Consider the following 15,358-nt stretch of genomic DNA (forward strand, 5'->3'; position numbering starts at 1 on the left):
ACGGCCGGGTCGCTGTTTGGCTTACGCAAGCCCGCAGCCAGTCAGGGCCAACCTGGCCCGCATAAAAGCGCCCCTCCCATAGCTGGAAGGGGCGCTTTGAGGTGGGCTAGTTCAGCTGGACAGAATAGAGTGGTATCATTCCTTCATCGTGAACGAGACACCTAAACCAGACAAACGCCGCAAGTACGACGCGGCCTTCCGCGCCTAAGCCTTACTCTTGGCCCAGCAAAGCTGCTCGACCCAGGCGTCAGCGCGGGCGCTCAAAATCGACCCAAAACGCCTCTACCAGTGGCAAAAGCCGCCTAAACGCCGGTGGCGGCCGCTTTGGGAGCTGCCTTGGACCCGGCCACGGCACTTCAATAAAAAGCCCCGTCTACTCTTGATAGAGTGGGCGGGGCTTTTGATTGATGATAATAAGTGATGCTTTACTGTTTCGGGCCGGATACTACTTCAATCATTGCATCTGGTGAGAGGTACTCTTGGGCAAGGTGCTGGAGGGTGGTTGAATCAACGGCCTGTATTTGGGCTACGAAGTCAGTATAATAATCAGGCGTAAGGTTATAGAAGATGAGGTTCCTATACTTATCACCTTGTTCAAAAACAGTACTGAGCTCGTTGGCAAATTTGCCGCTCATGTAGTTCTTCACCGTTTGCAGTTCGGTTAGCGGAATCGGCTCTTCTTGGAGACGGCGCAGTTCGCGGTGTATTTCCGTGATGGCTGCGGGGGCATTGGTGGCATTCACATCGGAACCGATGATGAAGCTAGTGGCGTGTTCGCGGGGGCTCACGCTGGCGTAGATACCGTAGGTTAAGCCTTTGTCTTCACGGATGTTCTTCATGAGCCGGGAGCCGAAATAGCCACCCAGTACCTTAACCAGTACTTGGAGTTCGTGAGTCTGTGGATGACTCAGACTGGGCCAGAGGCGCCCGATACGTAGGGATGCCTGCAAACTTCCATTGACGGTCACGTAATCTTGGGGAGCCAGTGTAGCTGAAACATTATCACTACCTGAATTGGTAACGAGGCCGCTTGGTATTGAGCCCAATAATTGGGTCAGTTGAGCAGTGTGCTCACTGGCAACATCACCACAGAGGAAGATTTCAGCTTCAGCAAAATGGTAGTGCTGTTGGAAAAAGCTTCGTACCTGCTCCGAGGTGATGTCCTGAAAGATGCTTTCGTCGAACGTTATGCCGTAGGGGTAAGTGGGGCCGAAAAGGTTGCGCGAGAAGCTTTCGGAGGCGAGGTAGCTGGTTTTCTGACGCTCAACCCGCACGTTCTGAATGGTGCGGGTTTTTACCAACGCCAATTCGGTTTCGGGGAAGGTAGGTTCAGTCAGTACATCCTGCACCAGCGGTAATAGCGCGGGCAGATGGCGGCTCAGGCAATAGAGCGTGAGGGTGGTGCGGTCGAAACCCTGCTCGCATTCGAGCGAAGCCCCATAGAAGGCTACTTCGTCGGCAATCTGGCGGGCGGTGCGGGTACGGGTACCTTCGAGCAGCATGCGGGCCGCGAGAAGCGACACGCCAGCTGAGGGGTCGTACCACTTGCCGGCTTTGAAAGTTACTTGCAGGCGCACAACCGGCTGAGCTGCGTTGTGCAGTACATGCAGGCGGGCACCATTAGGGAGCGAAAACACGTCAGCCGCTGGCAGCGTTATGCGGGCCAGCGGCTGAACAGGAGGAGCGACGGTACGGTCGAGCATCGAAGGGAAATGTGGTGAATGCGGGGAACGTGCGGGAAGTGGAAATATAGCAGCCCGGCAGATAGCAAATCTGCATCAGCGCAACACACTGCATTTTCACTTTCCGGGTAGCTACCGGATCAAAAAATTAGTTAGCGGGGCCGAAGGCCTCGCTGAGTTCATTCAAGTTAAAGTGCAACGATACCCGTAATGTTTGGGAAAGCGGGTTAGCCTTGGAGTTGGGTACCAAGTACGTGCCATCGACTCCGAAGACCTGGTAGCGTACGCCCGCGCCGAAGCTCAAGTACTGCCGGTCACCCTTCATCGGGTTTTCGTAGAAGTAGCCGGCCCGCACCATCAGCAGGTCGTTGTACATGTATTCGAGGCCGGCCGAAAGGTTGATTTCTTTCATCTCCTCGCTGAAGCCCCCCGGCGCGTCACTGAAAGAGCTGGTAATTCCTTGCACGATGCCGTAGCGCCGGCGTTTGAGGTTTTCAGCGGCTACTGCTGGGTCGTTGGGAGCGGCACCCTCAACGTAGTAAGGGCTGGGTACTAGTAACTTGTTGGCATCAACCGTGAAGGTGAGCTTATTGTAGGGGTCGAGCTCCTTGGTGATGGCCGTGCCGAGCTTGAGGTTGGTGGGCAGGAAGTCGGCGTTTTGGGGGTCGGTGTAAGTGATTTTGTTGCCGATGTTCGACACGTCGGCTCCGAAAGCTAGGTTGTAGTCTCCGGCCCCAATGCTGACGTCGGTGGTGTAGTAGGCCCCCAAGTCGACGGCCACGGCGTTGCCAGGCTTCGAGTCGGTGATGGTGCTACCGGTGAGGTTGGAGCGGATGTAGCGCACGTTCAGGCCTACCCCGAAATTGTCGCTCAGTTTCTGGCCGTAACCTACCGTGAAGGCATATTCCTTGGGGTTGAACTCGCCGTTAGACGCGCCGGTCGGCGTGCGGTACTCAATCTTACCCAAATCGAAGTACATCAGGTTAGCCGAGAGCGTTGCCCGGTCGTTGAGCTTGGTCGTGCCACTCACGTAGGCCAAACCCATGTCGTTGGTAATGCTAGCCAGCCAGGGCGTGTACGAGAGCGAAACGCTGTGCTGGTAGCGCACGAAGCCCAGCTTGCCGGGGTTGTAAAAACCGGCGTTGGCGTCGGGACTGATGGCTACGCCCGCTTCGCCCAGAGCCGCAGAACGCGAATCGGGGCTGATGGTGAGGATGGGCACGGCAGTCGTGATGGCGCTGACCCGCTGGGCCTGGGCGCTGACCGCAGTAAGACCCAACAAACCCGGCAACAACATGGTACGCAGGGATATTTTCGGCAGTGTCATAAAAAAGAGGTGGGGGAGTGAAGGCGAAAATTAGGCGAAAAGGCCGGACTTCAGCTTAATTGAGTAAAACCAGCTTTTCGTATTTGGAGGCTGTAGATGTGCCAGAACTGTCGCCCGATTGGGCGCGCACCACTACGCGGTACACGTACACGCCCCGGGCCAGCTGATCCTGGTACTCGTCGCGGCCGTCCCAACTGATGGCGGACACGTGCGAGCCACTGCCCAGGGCCGAACCCTGGAGCGTGCGGACCAAGCGGCCAGCTACCGTGAAAATTTGCACCTGAATTTCGAGGTCCTGGCCGTTGCGGTTATGGTCGAAGTGGAAGGTAGTAGTGTTCGAGAATGGGTTGGGGTAGTTGAGTACGTGCTGGAGCGCCAGTTTTTCGGTAGGGGCGGCAATGAACTCGATGCGTTGTTCGGCCGAGTTGTTCCAAGTGTCCCAGGCCTTAAGGCGCAACTCGTGGGGCCCGGCGGTCAAGTCCTTGAACTTATACTCAACCCGGCCCACCTGGAAGCTGTCGGTTTTGGCAGTGTAGAACGAGTTGAGCACCGTGACTTTACTGGCGTCGCCATCGAGGGTGGCCGTGAGGTCATGGCCAATACCGGTGCCGGCCGTATTGATGCCGCTGGCGTCGCGCAGGGTGGCCAGTAGCGTCGTGGTCAGGCCCGTCAGGCCCCCGAACACAAACTGCTCGCTGTCCATGTACAGCCGGATGCGGGGCGGGATGGTGTCGCGGGAGGCCAGGGGAGCGGCATCGCCAACCGGCACCAGGCGCTGGCCCTGCGCATCGGTGCGGCGCGTGAGGTCGGCGGCGTAGAGGCTGATTTTGCCCAGACCCACGCTGTAGTTGATATCCTTGGGCACCACGAACTGCAGGCTGAACTTGCCGGCTCGCACACTAGCCGGACCATCGTAGAGGACGTTTTCGCGCAGCTGAATCGGCACCGTGCTATCCGAAGGCTCGTTGCCCAGGGTGGTTACAGTCGATTTTTTCTCGAACACCTGCACGTTGGCCGTGCCCGTGAAGTCGGCGCTGAGCTGGCCACTGCGGCGAACCTCCCCCTTGAGCGTAATCTGCTGCAGGGCCTTGAGCGTGTCGGTGAGGATGGCCGTGGCGGCTTTACCGTTGATTTGAGTGACTACGACTTCCTGCTCAGGATAAGCCAGCCGCATGCTGGGGTCGCCGAGCAAGGCGTAGTTGCGGTTGTTGTCGCCAAATATGGCGGAGTTCTTGGCCGTCTGGCAAACGTCGCCAATACGGGGCATGGTGCCGTCGGGACGGCGCTTGAACAGGTCGTTGAAGAACTCGACAGCCAACGCCTGGTTACGGTCGGCGTACACGACGCGGGTGGTGGTCAGCAGCCCGATAGCTCCCCCGCTGACATCGGTCAGCGACTGTTCGCCGGCCGAGGTAAATTCGGGGTTGTCGTAGGTACTAAAGTCGCAGGTGCCGGTAAACAGGAAGGTTGGCCGGGTAGCGTTCTTCAGATTAAGGACCGAGGCATTGGTGAAAATCTGCTCGTCGGCCCACGATTTGGGTCCGCCGTGGCCAATGTAGTTGATCAGTAAAGACCCTTGCTCGAAGGCCTCATCAATGGCTTTCTCGGCGGCTGGGGAGCGTTGGCCCGCTGCCACGATATTTTGTGGGAACAGGTCGAGGTAGAGCTTGTACACGTTGTAGCCCCGGGTGGCGGCCAGCGTATCGAGCGGGTTATTGAGCTGCTCGCTATAATAAGTGAACAAGTTGCCGTCGCCGTCGTCGGAAACAAACGAGAGACGGTTGCGCCACTTGCCGAAGGCCGCTGGGCTGTCGTAATCAATGAATTTCTGCGTGACCAGCTCGGCCTGGGCCACGGTGCGCACCGGCAAGCGACCAATGGCAATATCGAGCATCTCGTAGCCGGTGTTGGGCAGCCAGGCGCCTTCCGAGTCGTCGAGCAGGCCGTAGTAATCGTCGGACGAGTAGGTTAGGCCCTGGCCGTTGGGGCGTCTGCCCTCCACCAGGTCGAAGGCCTCCTGCGACTCGTACACTGGCACGAAGTTCTGGTTGATCTTATTGGCGTTGCTAGGCAGGCGGTTGGCCCACCAGTCGGGAAGTTTGCTTACGTCGTTGGTCGGGTCGGCCTTGTAGTCATAGGAAGCATCGCCGAACAGCAGCAGGTACTGGCGGCGGCCGCTAGGGTTGCGGTCGTACACCATTTTCATCAGGTCGCGGATGGCCGTCACGTCCTGCCCGCCGGAGCCGAACTCGTTGTAGATCTGCAGCACGTTCACCACCTGCACATTCAGCCCGTCGTGGGTGGTGCGGTGGGCGGCCAGCTTGTTGGCGGCGGCCAAGAAGCTCGGGTGCGCCACAATCACCAAGTCAAGCTTACCATCGAGATTGAGGGCGTGCAGGTTCTGGTTGCCGACTCGGCCAAATCCGCGGGGGGCCGGGAAGTCGGCGCCGCTGAAGGCCACGAACTCCCGGAGCGTATCGGTGCGAGCCAGAAACACGCCGTTGCTGGCCGCTATGGCCGCCGGGCGGCGCGGGTTGGTTACGTCCCAGATGGTAGCGCCAGTGGCGTTGGCCAGCTCAAACTGGCTGACGGCCCCGGGCAGAATATTATCGAGGGCCCGAAACTGGAGTAAGCTTCCGCTCAAGCGCAGCTGGCGGCGGGCATTCACTTCGAGGTAGTCGAGGTAGCCTTTGGCCCCGGGGTCAGACCCACTATTGTAGCTAAGGCTGATTTTGAGCTCCGTGGGTGCGGTGGCCGGCACCGGGAACTGCAACACGCTCAAGTTGGTATTGGCCACTTCGGGGTAGCAGCCGAAGCCGCCGGTGCAGTTAAAGCCCGGCACTACCTGCGAGGCCAGGCTCTGCCCGTTTACGGCGCTCTGAAACGTGGTAGCTGAAGCCGAGGCCGCCACCACCGACGACGTAATCTGAGCAATCGAACCCGCAACCAAATCGGTCACGGGGAGCGTGAACGTGCGCATCTGCTGGCTACTGCTCGAAAAATCCTCTCCTACCCACACCCGGCCCGATTTGGCGATGTTGAGCAAATCGTGCTCATAGAACTGGCGGTCAGTAAAAGTACTGATGCGGGCTCCGGGCGTGCCCGTTACGGTGGGCGCGGCGGCTACGCGGCGGCCCACGGCGGGGCCCACGGTCAGGAAATAGTAGGCCGTATCGGTGTAGGGGTTGAGCTGGTGGCGGAAGCGGGTGGTGTTGCCCTCGCGGCTCCAGGTATGGGGGCCGGGGGCATAGAAAAGGAAATACTCGCTGTCTTCGAGCGTGGTATTGGCGTCGCCTACGAATTGCAGGTTGTTCTCCACCAAGTCGTCGGGGCGGTAGGTGCTGTTGGGCTGGGGCAGCGTGCCCATGGCGTTGCCAAACAGGCGCAGGCGGCTGGGGTCGAGGCCCGCCGGTAGCCCCAGGGCTGTCAGAGTGGCTTTGTTGAGCTTGTAGATGCCGCTGGCGGGGACCCCAATTTTAAACCACTCGCCCTGGCTCAGCACCGAAGTGCGGGTGTAGGTGCGGGTAGCCTGGGGGCGGTTGGCGGCAGTCGTGTAGGTGTAGGCGAAGGATACGAGGCGCTCAGCCTGGCCGGTCTGGGGGTTGCGGCGCACGGGCTGCACGGCCAGCGTGGTTACATGTTGGTGGGCAGCGAGGCCGGCAGTCAGGCGCAGGGGCGGGGTAGAGGGGAGTGTGCCCAGGTCGAGCTGGCGGGCGTCGGCGGCGGGTACAGGCTCGTACTGGGTTTCGCTGAGGCGGCCCTCGGCTACGTGGCCCGGCAAACTCAGGAGCAAGGTGCCCACTTGCTGGCCGGCTTCAAATGCCGCGCCCCGAAACGAGGGCACGAGCCGTTTCTGGCCCTTGATTGCTACGGGTTCGGTGCCCGCCCAGCTCAGGCGGTGGCGAACCGTCCGCTCGCCCGATTGGGCCCGGGCCGTTGCGCCACCAAAGCACAGCCACAGCACCGCCAACAACCAGAACGTAGAATAGCGCATACGCAAAAACTCAAAAAAGCCGATAGGAGAGAGAAACTACGAGCAGCAACAGGCTGGTGAGCAACACAGTTCAGCCCCGGAAGGTAAACTCAGCGGAGCCGGTTTTATTGCGGCTAACCGGACAAAATCCGCCCCAATTCCCACCCAAGTAAACGCAACTGCCTGCCGGGGCGGATTGCCTTACCTCCCTGGCTACGCTGCCACCGACGTAGGTTCGGACGGGCTCAGAACCGAAAGTAGCACGTAGAGCAGGATAATGGGCGGTACGGCCACTGGCCCCAACGCCACGAGCAGGATGATGCTCAACAGTAAAAATACGATCCGCAACTTGTTATCCTGCCAGCGAAGGCTCTTAAACTTGAGGGCGAACAGCGGTAGCTCGGCCACCAGTAGCCCCGAGAGCACCACCGTAAGCCCGAGCAAAACCCAGGGGTTGAGCAGCAAGGGGCTGAGAGAAAACCGGTCGTCGGCCAGAATCAGGGGTAACGAGGCCACCACCAAGGTGCAGGCAGGCGTAGGCAGGCCGATGAAGGAGTCGGACTGACGGGTGTCGTTGTTGAATTTGGCCAGCCGCAGCGCCGAAAACACCGTCAGAATGAAACCCGCGTAAGGCAACCAGTCGGGCAGATCGGTGCCAGCCTGGCGCAGCAGCGCAAAGAGCATCGCCCCCGGCACCACCCCAAACGACACCACATCGGCCAGCGAATCGAGGTCCTTGCCAATCGGCGACGATACGTGTAGGGCCCGGGCCACCAACCCATCGAAAAAGTCGAATACCGCCGATAAGGCCACGAAGTAGGCGGCCAGCACCAGGTTGTCGGCAAATACGGCGCACAGCGCCAGGCAACCCGAAAACAGGTTCAGGCAGGTAATAGCGTTGGGAATGGATTTTTTCAAAGTAAGGACTTGGAGAGCGTAGAACCTGAATATTGACGGGGCCGGGCTTAGGTACTCATGCAACGTTCGACCTGCTGTTCTGGCTTCAAACGTCATCCAAGTTCCTGCGCTCCTGCGTTTCGTTATTGCAGAAATGGGTTGGTGCGGCGCTCCTGCCCAACGGTAGTCGCCGGGCCATGGCCGGGGTATACAGTGGTATCGTCGGGCAGCGTCAGGAGCTGGCTTTTGATGCTGCTGATGAGCGTGGCGTGGTCGCCACCGGGCAGGTCGGTGCGCCCGATGCTGCCCTGAAACAGCACGTCGCCCCCGATAACGGTGGCGGTGGGGTCATGGTAGAACACGACGTGGCCGGGCGCGTGACCGGGCGCGAAACGCACTTCCAGCTCCGTATTGCCAAATTTTACCGGCGTGCCGGCCGTCAGCGTTCCGGTAGGCTCGGCCGGGTTGTACTGCGGAAATCCGTAGTTGGCGGCGTACGTCGGCACAGCCCGTAGCGTGGGCAGGTCGGCCTCGTGGAGTAGAAACGGCACCTTATAAGTGTCGAGCACGAACTGGTTGCCCAGCACGTGGTCGATGTGGGCGTGGGTGTTAACCAGCAGGACCACCTTCAGGCCCTCATCCTCGATGAACTGGCGCAAGGCCTGCTGCTCGGCTGGCTCGTAGCAGCCGGGGTCTACTATCACGCACTCGTTGGTGGCATCGTGGAGCAGGTAGGTATTCTCGGAAAACGGGTTGAACGTGAAGCCAGAAACGGTCATGGGCAGGAAAAACGAAGCGGCGGAATTTGAATTGGCAAGGTAAGGTTTGTTGAGGATTGAATGATCAGCTGGCGGAACAGGGCTATGCTTTAGCTGGTGGCCGTGCAACGGGGCAGAGGCGAAGCATATCTTCCGGGTAGTTGTAGTACTGTAATCAAACCACAGGGTTCCGCGGTAGTAGGGTTACTTCGGCTGCGCAGACGCCAGATAGAGCCTGATGCCACGTTGTCGGCTCCTGTTCGGGCAACCTCCCAAGACCCCAACAAACCTTACCTTGCCAGCCATGACCCAGGTTGATTATTTGATAATAGGCTACGGTATTGCCGGGGCCACGCTGGCGGCCGAGCTGCGCGGCCGCGGCCGCACCGTGGTGGTGCTCGACGCGCCCCGGCCCGATTCGGCCTCGCGGGTGGCGGCGGGCCTGATGAACCCGGTAGCGGGCAAACGATTCGCCTTGGCCTGGCGGGCCGACGAACTGCTGACGGCCGCCGCCACGTTTTACCGGGCTCAGGAACAACGGCTGGGCCGGCCGTTTTTTCAGGAACTGCCCATCGTCAAGCTCTTCTCGTCGGTGGCCGAGCAGAACACGCTGCTGGCCCGCAGCGCCGACCGGCCCGCCTGGCTCGATTTCGTAGAAAACCCCACTGGCGAGCTACCCGCACTGCCGGGCGTGGAGCCCGAATTTGGGGGCTTGCTGATCCGGCGCGGGGGCTTCGTGCTGGTCGAGGAACTCCTTACCGCCCTCACGGCCGAAGGGCTAGCCGCAGGCTGGCTGCAACACGAAACTTTTGACTGGGCCGCGCTTGTTGCCCAACCGGCCGGCGGCTTCCGCTACGCGGGCCGGGTGGAGGCCCGGCACGTCATCAGCTGCGAAGGCGCGGCCACCTGCCAGAATCCATTTTTCCAGTGGCTGCCCCTCACCCCCAACCAGGGGGAGGTGCTGACGGTGGAGTGCCCCGGCTTGCCGGCAGGCACGGTGCTCAACAAGGGCGCTTACGTGGTGCCGCTCGGGGCCGACCGGCTGCGGGTGGGCGCCACGTACCGCTGGCCACCCTTCGCGGCGGGCACCACGCCCGAGGCCCGTGAGGAGCTCAGCCAGCGCCTGCGCGACATCACCGCGCAACCCTTCCGGGTAGTTGGGCAGCGGGCCGGGGTGCGGCCGGCCGTCCGCGACCGGAAGCCGCTGCTGGGTACCCACCCGGAAACGCCGGGGCTGCACGTATTCAATGGCCTGGGCTCGAAGGGGGTGATGATGGCCCCCCGGCTGGCTCAGGTAATGGCCGACTGGCTGGAAAATGACGTAGCGCCCTGGCCCGAAGTCAATATCCGGCGGTATCTTCCGTTATATTCTGCCGCGCCGGCTACCGCCGCGCCCGGTTCCGCTTCCTAGTTTCTAGCTCCTGGTTTTTCGATATGAAGCACTTATCCTTCTCTCTGCGGCCGCTGGTGCAGCCGGCTGGCCCGGCCCTATTGCTACTCGGACTGCTGGCCGCAAGTAATCCGGCCCGGGCGCAGTCGGCCCAGGAACCCTTTGGGCGGGTCCGTCTTCAATACAAGGAATTTGACTGGTTGCAATTCAGCACCCAGAACTTCACGATTTACTACTACGCCGGGGGCGAGGCCAACGCCCGCCACGCGGCCGAGTACGCCGAAAAAGAGTTGCAGCGCATCACGGGGCTGATTGGATACTACCCGTACTCCAAAACCACAATCATGCTCTTCAACTCCATCGGCGACTTGCGCCAGAGCAACGTCGGCCTCTCGCCCGAAAAGTACACTACCGGCGGCGAAACCGCGCTGACCCGCTCCACGAAGGTCCAGATTGCCTTCCAGGGCGAGCAGACCCGTTTCAAGCAAGAGCTTAGTAGCCGCATTACGGAAGTGCTGCTGAACGACATGATGTACGGCGGCTCGCTCAAGGAGGTAATCCAGAGCAGCTACCTGCTGCAGCTGCCCGACTGGTTTATCAGCGGGGCCTCGGCCTACGCCGCCCAGGGCTGGAGCGTGGAAATGGACGACTACATGCGCACCATGACCCACGAGAACGAGGGCAACCGTGCCGCCCCGTTCTTTCTGCGCAACCCCGAGCTGGCCGGCCAGAGCGTGTGGAACTACATTGCCGAGCGCTACGGCTACACCAGCATCCAGAACATTCTCAACCTCACCCGCATCACCCGCGACGTGGAAGTAGGCATCAGCTCCTCGCTGAACGTGCCTTATAAGGTGTTTCTCAAGGATTGGCTGACTTATTACCGCCAGCTCAACGCCCGCCCGCTCACGGCTTTCCAGGAGCTGGACGATAAGAACAGCCTGGGCCGGCTTAACCGCCGGGGCACCATTTACAGCCAGCCGGTGCTCAGCCCCAACGGCCAGCGCCTGGCCTACGTGCAGAACGACCAGGGCCGCTACCGGGTGCTGGTGGTGAACAAGAACGGCAAGGGCCGCGACGTGATTCATCGGGGCGGCTACAAAACGCCCGACCAGGAGGTAGAAACCCGCCTGCCGGTGCTGGCCTGGCGCGGCAACGACCAAGTGGCGGTAGCCGAAGAGCAGCGCGGCCAACTGGCGTTGGAGCTGCGCCCGGCCAATGGCGGCTTCGGCGGCTTGGCTGCCCGCCTGAAAGGGCTGCTGCCCACATTCGGCCGACGCACATCTATTTTCTCACCCTTCTCGCAGGTAACCAGCCTAAGCTACTCGGCCGATGGCAAGTCGTTGGCCTTTAGCGGGGTGCGCAATGGGCAGAACGATCTGTACCTGCTGCGGGCCGGTAACCGGGCGCCCGAGCGGCTCACCAACGACGTGTTCGACGATGTGGAGCCCACTTTTCTGCCCGGCGGGCAGGGCCTTGTGTTTAGCTCCAACCGCTGGCTCGACTCGGCTGGCACAGCCAAGGGCAGCTTTGGGGCAGTTGTGAACAACTACGACCTCTACCTCTACCACCTCGATGGCCGGACCCAGCCAGTGGAAGTGCTGGTGAACACCATCTCCAACGAGGGGCGGCCCCGGGCCATCTCCGACGACCAAGTGCTATTCGTGGGCGAGGAAAGCGGCGTGCGCAGCCTCTACCGTTATTCGCTGACTACCCGCAGCTACCAGCCCGTCACGAGTTTCATCGCCGGAATTCAGGATTTCGACTACAGCGCCACCACCAACACGCTGGGGCTGGTAGCGGCGGCCGATGGGCGCAGCAACGTGTACCTCTACCCCAACTACGCCTTGCCCGAAAGCCTGACGCTCGCCAAAACGGCCCGCCAGGAAATTCTCGAAGACCGTTCCCGGCCAGCCAAAGCCGCCGTGCCGGCTGCTAACCGGCCCGGCCCTACGGTAGCCAACGCCGCGCAACGCCCGGCGGCCGCGCCCACCGGTACCACTACCGATCCGGAACCAGCCGCTGTGCCCGCTACGCCAGCTAAGCCGGCCGATAGCCGCGTAAACACTAGTAATTACGAATTCGACGAGGACATTCCGGCTTCCCGGGTGCCTTCGTCGGGGGGGCAGCCGGCGCCACGGCGGCGGGCAGCCACGGTGGTAGCATTGCCCCAAGCCGCGCCGGCCGAAGTGGCTACGCTGGCCGGCCCCTTCCGCTACGGTACCCAATTCAGCATCGATAATGTTGTTTCGACGCTCCAGGCCGATAACCTGCTGGGCATTGGCTTCTCGGCCCAGGTGAATATGTCGGACCTGATGGAAGACCACCGGATTCAGGCCGGCATCTTCGCCCTCACCGACCTGCGCACCAGCAATATCTTCGCTGAGTACACCAACCTCAAGCACCGCTACGACTGGAGCATCCGCTACCAGAAGCAGGCCTACTTCCCCGAAATCGGGGACGGTACCCGGGTGCGCTACGGCCGCCACGAAATCGCGCCTACCATCGCCTACCCGCTCACCCACAACCTGAGCGTGCGCCTGGGCCCGCGATTCGTGAACGTGAGCCGCCGCCAGTACAGCGACCTGGCCAACGCCAACGATGTGAACACCAACTACCTCGGCGGCGAGGGCGAACTGGTATTTGATAACTCGGTGGTTACGGGTATCAATATGCTGCAGGGCACCCGCATGAAGGCCGGCATTACCAAGCTTCAGGATCTCGACGGCCGCAATACCAGCTTCACCAAGCTGTTCATCGATTTGCGCCATTACCAGAAGCTGCACCGCCAGCTGATCTGGGCCAACCGGGCCAGCTTCGGCCAGTACATTGGTGGTGGCTCGGCCCAACCCTTCTTCCGCCTCGGCGGCATGGATAACTGGCTGAATTCCGGTTACAACGACGACCAGTACATCGCCGGCAACGGGGCCCCGGTGAGCAATGCCACCCAGCTCGACCCCACCCAGATGTTCTACCAGCAGTTCGTAACCAACCTGCGGGGCTTCGACTACAGCAAGCGGGTAGGGCAGAAATACGTGCTCTTCAACACCGAGCTGCGCCTGCCCATCGTGCAGTATTTCTCGCACCGCCCCATCGAGTCGGGCTTCTTCCGCAACCTCCAACTCACGGCCTTCGGCGACGTGGGTACCACGTATTCGGGCGCTAATCCGTTCAGCGTCAATAACTCCAACAACACGCGGGTAGTGTCGGAGGGGGCTTTCACGACTACGGTCATCAACTTCACCAATCCACTGCTCTACGGCTACGGTACCGGTATCCGGACCACTATGCTCGGCTTTTATGTGAAGGGCGACGTTGCTTGGGGTCGGGAGCAGTACAACACCAAGGGCCCGAAAACTACGCTACGTTGGGCTACGACTTCTAACGCCCGGCGCGGCCTGGGCTGCCAACCTGCTAATCGCGTTTCCTCGCGGGAAAACCGGCCGATTGTCGTTTAAATTGGGTTGGAGGTTACGGGCCGGGGTATTGTGGGGCGACAGGCGGGTATTCCGGGGGTTGGGTTGTATCTTTGCGGTCCTTTTACCAGCCGGGTTGCCGTGACGCTATTAAGCGAGATTTGGGTATTGATGCAGAAGGACTTCCGGCTGGAGTGGCGCCAGCGGGCGGCCCTTAACGGCATGTTGCTCTACGTGAGTAGCACGGTGTTCGTCTGCTACCTGAGCTTCTCGTCGCGCGGTGGCCAACTGCCCGCCCCGGCCTGGAATGCCCTGTTCTGGATTGTGTTACTGTTTTCGGCCGTGAATGCCGTGGCCAAGGGCTTCCTGCAGGAAAGCCGGGGCCGGATGCTCTACTACTACACCGTGGTGCGGCCCCAGGCCGTGATTCTGGCCAAAATGGCCTACAACGCCGTGCTGCTACTGGGCTTGGCGCTGGTGGCGTTCGGGCTCTACGCGGTAGTGCTGGGCAACCCGGTCCAGAACGTACCGCTGTTCGTGGGCAATGTGCTGCTCGGAGCCGTGGGCTTTGCCAGCACACTCACGCTCGTGTCGGGCATTGCGGCCAAAGCCACCAACAGCAGCACCCTGATGGCCGTGCTCGGCTTCCCGCTGATGGTGCCCATGCTGCTGCTGCTCATCAAAGTTTCCAAAAATGCCCTCGATGGTCTCGAATTCGAAGCCAGTCGCAGCTCCCTGCTCACGCTGGTAGCCTTGAACATGATTGTGGGCGCCGTATCGTACCTGCTGTTCCCCTTTCTATGGAGAAGCTAAAAAAGAAGCTTTTAGCTGTCAGCTGTTAGCTAACAGCTGACCTTCCGAGAGCCTCTTCTGTTATAATTTCACAACTTCAAAAAGCTAACAGCCAACAGCTAGTAGCTAACAGCTCATGAAAAAGAACTGGTGGAAAGCCCTGAGTGTGGTGTTGCTGCTGTATGTAGCGGCGGCGGGCCTGCTGCTGCCGGTGCCGCGGCTGGCCATTCTCAACGAAACCATTCGTAACCTGTACTTCCACGTGCCGATGTGGTTTGGCATGACCTTCATTCTGGCGGCCTCGGTGTACTACTCGGTGCGCTACCTACGCACCCCCACGCCCGAACTTGATATTAAAGCCCACGAAGCCGCCCGCACCGGCATTCTGATGGGCTTTGTGGGGCTGGCTACCGGCAGCATCTGGGCCCGCTTTACCTGGGGCCAGTGGTGGACCAACGACCCCAAGCTCAACGGGGCGGCCATTGCCATGCTCATCTACGGGGCCTACCTGGTGTTGCGTTCCTCCTTCACCGACGACCAGCAGCGGGCCCGGATTTCGGCCATCTACAACGTGTTTGCCTTTGCCGTGGCCATGCCGCTGTTCTATATTCTGCCCCGCCTCACGGATTCGCTCCACCCCGGCGCGGGTGCAACCCGGCCTTCGCCAAGTACGACCTGGATAGCAACATGCGCCTCGTGTTCTACCCGGCCGTTATCGGCTGGACGCTGCTGGCCTTTTGGCTGGCCCAGCTCGCCAGCCGCGTTTCTCTGCTCAAACTGAAACTGTATGAAAAGCAAATTGCCTGATTGGAGGGTTAAGGGTTTAGGAGCCCGGAGCCGTGGATTCGTTGGTCGCGCGGGCTTGCTGCTGCTGGCCCTGCTGCTGCCGGTGCTGCACGCGGCGGCCCAAACGGCCGCCGGGCAGCCCGAAATGGCCGATACCCTGCGCCAGAGCGGCAAGATCTACGTGGTGGTGGCCGTCATTGTGGTGGTGCTGGCCGGGTTGCTGTTCTTCCTGATTTCCCTGGACCGCAAACTTTCCCGCCTGGAAAAAGAAGTGAATCTGTAAGTTGGCAGGACACTGAGCTGAGGCTAGTCGGGCGGAGAGCCCGGTTTGGATTGC

9 protein-coding genes and 1 pseudogene are annotated in these 15,358 nt (G+C 60.8%); 5 read left to right on the forward strand and 5 right to left on the reverse strand.

Annotated elements, in window-relative coordinates; all coding sequences use genetic code 11:
• Nucleotides 1-425: 425 nt before the first annotated feature.
• The 5 genes from CDA63_RS15745 to CDA63_RS15765 all read right to left on the reverse strand — a co-directional run bounded on the left by CDA63_RS15745 (nucleotide 426) and on the right by CDA63_RS15765 (nucleotide 8,658).
• Nucleotides 426-1,703: a M16 family metallopeptidase gene (locus CDA63_RS15745; RefSeq protein ID WP_088465420.1), complete on the reverse strand. Its 1,278-nt coding sequence runs from the start codon at nucleotides 1,701-1,703 to the stop codon at nucleotides 426-428.
• Nucleotides 1,704-1,830: 127 nt separating this feature from the next.
• Complete coding sequence (gene porV, locus CDA63_RS15750) at nucleotides 1,831-3,009, reverse strand: type IX secretion system outer membrane channel protein PorV (protein WP_088465421.1); 1,179 nt, start codon at nucleotides 3,007-3,009, stop codon at nucleotides 1,831-1,833.
• Nucleotides 3,010-3,064: 55 nt separating this feature from the next.
• Nucleotides 3,065-7,003 (reverse strand): type IX secretion system sortase PorU, encoded by a 3,939-nt coding sequence (porU, locus tag CDA63_RS15755; protein WP_088465422.1) that lies wholly within the window; start codon nucleotides 7,001-7,003, stop codon nucleotides 3,065-3,067.
• Between the two features lie 192 nt (nucleotides 7,004-7,195).
• Complete coding sequence (gene pssA, locus CDA63_RS15760; protein ID WP_088465423.1) at nucleotides 7,196-7,900, reverse strand: CDP-diacylglycerol--serine O-phosphatidyltransferase; 705 nt, start codon at nucleotides 7,898-7,900, stop codon at nucleotides 7,196-7,198.
• A 122-nt stretch (nucleotides 7,901-8,022) separates the two neighbouring features.
• On the reverse strand, nucleotides 8,023-8,658 hold the full coding sequence (locus CDA63_RS15765) for an MBL fold metallo-hydrolase (protein ID WP_088465424.1): 636 nt from the start codon (nucleotides 8,656-8,658) through the stop codon (nucleotides 8,023-8,025).
• Nucleotides 8,659-8,941: 283 nt separating this feature from the next.
• Here CDA63_RS15765 and CDA63_RS15770 point away from each other — a divergent pair, with 283 nt between their 5' ends.
• The 5 genes and pseudogenes from CDA63_RS15770 to CDA63_RS15790 all read left to right on the forward strand — a co-directional run bounded on the left by CDA63_RS15770 (nucleotide 8,942) and on the right by CDA63_RS15790 (nucleotide 15,304).
• Nucleotides 8,942-10,048, forward strand: coding sequence for an NAD(P)/FAD-dependent oxidoreductase (locus CDA63_RS15770; RefSeq protein WP_165768337.1), 1,107 nt, complete (start codon nucleotides 8,942-8,944; stop codon nucleotides 10,046-10,048).
• Between the two features lie 23 nt (nucleotides 10,049-10,071).
• Complete coding sequence (locus CDA63_RS15775) at nucleotides 10,072-13,485, forward strand: PD40 domain-containing protein (RefSeq protein WP_088465426.1); 3,414 nt, start codon at nucleotides 10,072-10,074, stop codon at nucleotides 13,483-13,485.
• Nucleotides 13,486-13,614: 129 nt separating this feature from the next.
• On the forward strand, nucleotides 13,615-14,256 hold the full coding sequence (locus CDA63_RS15780) for a heme exporter protein CcmB (protein WP_088465427.1): 642 nt from the start codon (nucleotides 13,615-13,617) through the stop codon (nucleotides 14,254-14,256).
• A gap of 115 nt (nucleotides 14,257-14,371) precedes the next feature.
• Nucleotides 14,372-15,042, forward strand: a pseudogene (gene ccsA, locus CDA63_RS15785) (cytochrome c biogenesis protein CcsA).
• Nucleotides 15,023-15,304, forward strand: a complete 282-nt coding sequence (locus tag CDA63_RS15790) for a CcmD family protein (protein ID WP_199797545.1) — start codon at nucleotides 15,023-15,025, stop codon at nucleotides 15,302-15,304. Before ccsA ends, CDA63_RS15790 begins: the two are co-directional and overlap by 20 nt.
• Nucleotides 15,305-15,358: the final 54 nt, after the last annotated feature.

This window comes from Hymenobacter amundsenii, assembly GCF_002204745.1.
GTDB classification, from domain to species: domain Bacteria; phylum Bacteroidota; class Bacteroidia; order Cytophagales; family Hymenobacteraceae; genus Hymenobacter; species Hymenobacter amundsenii.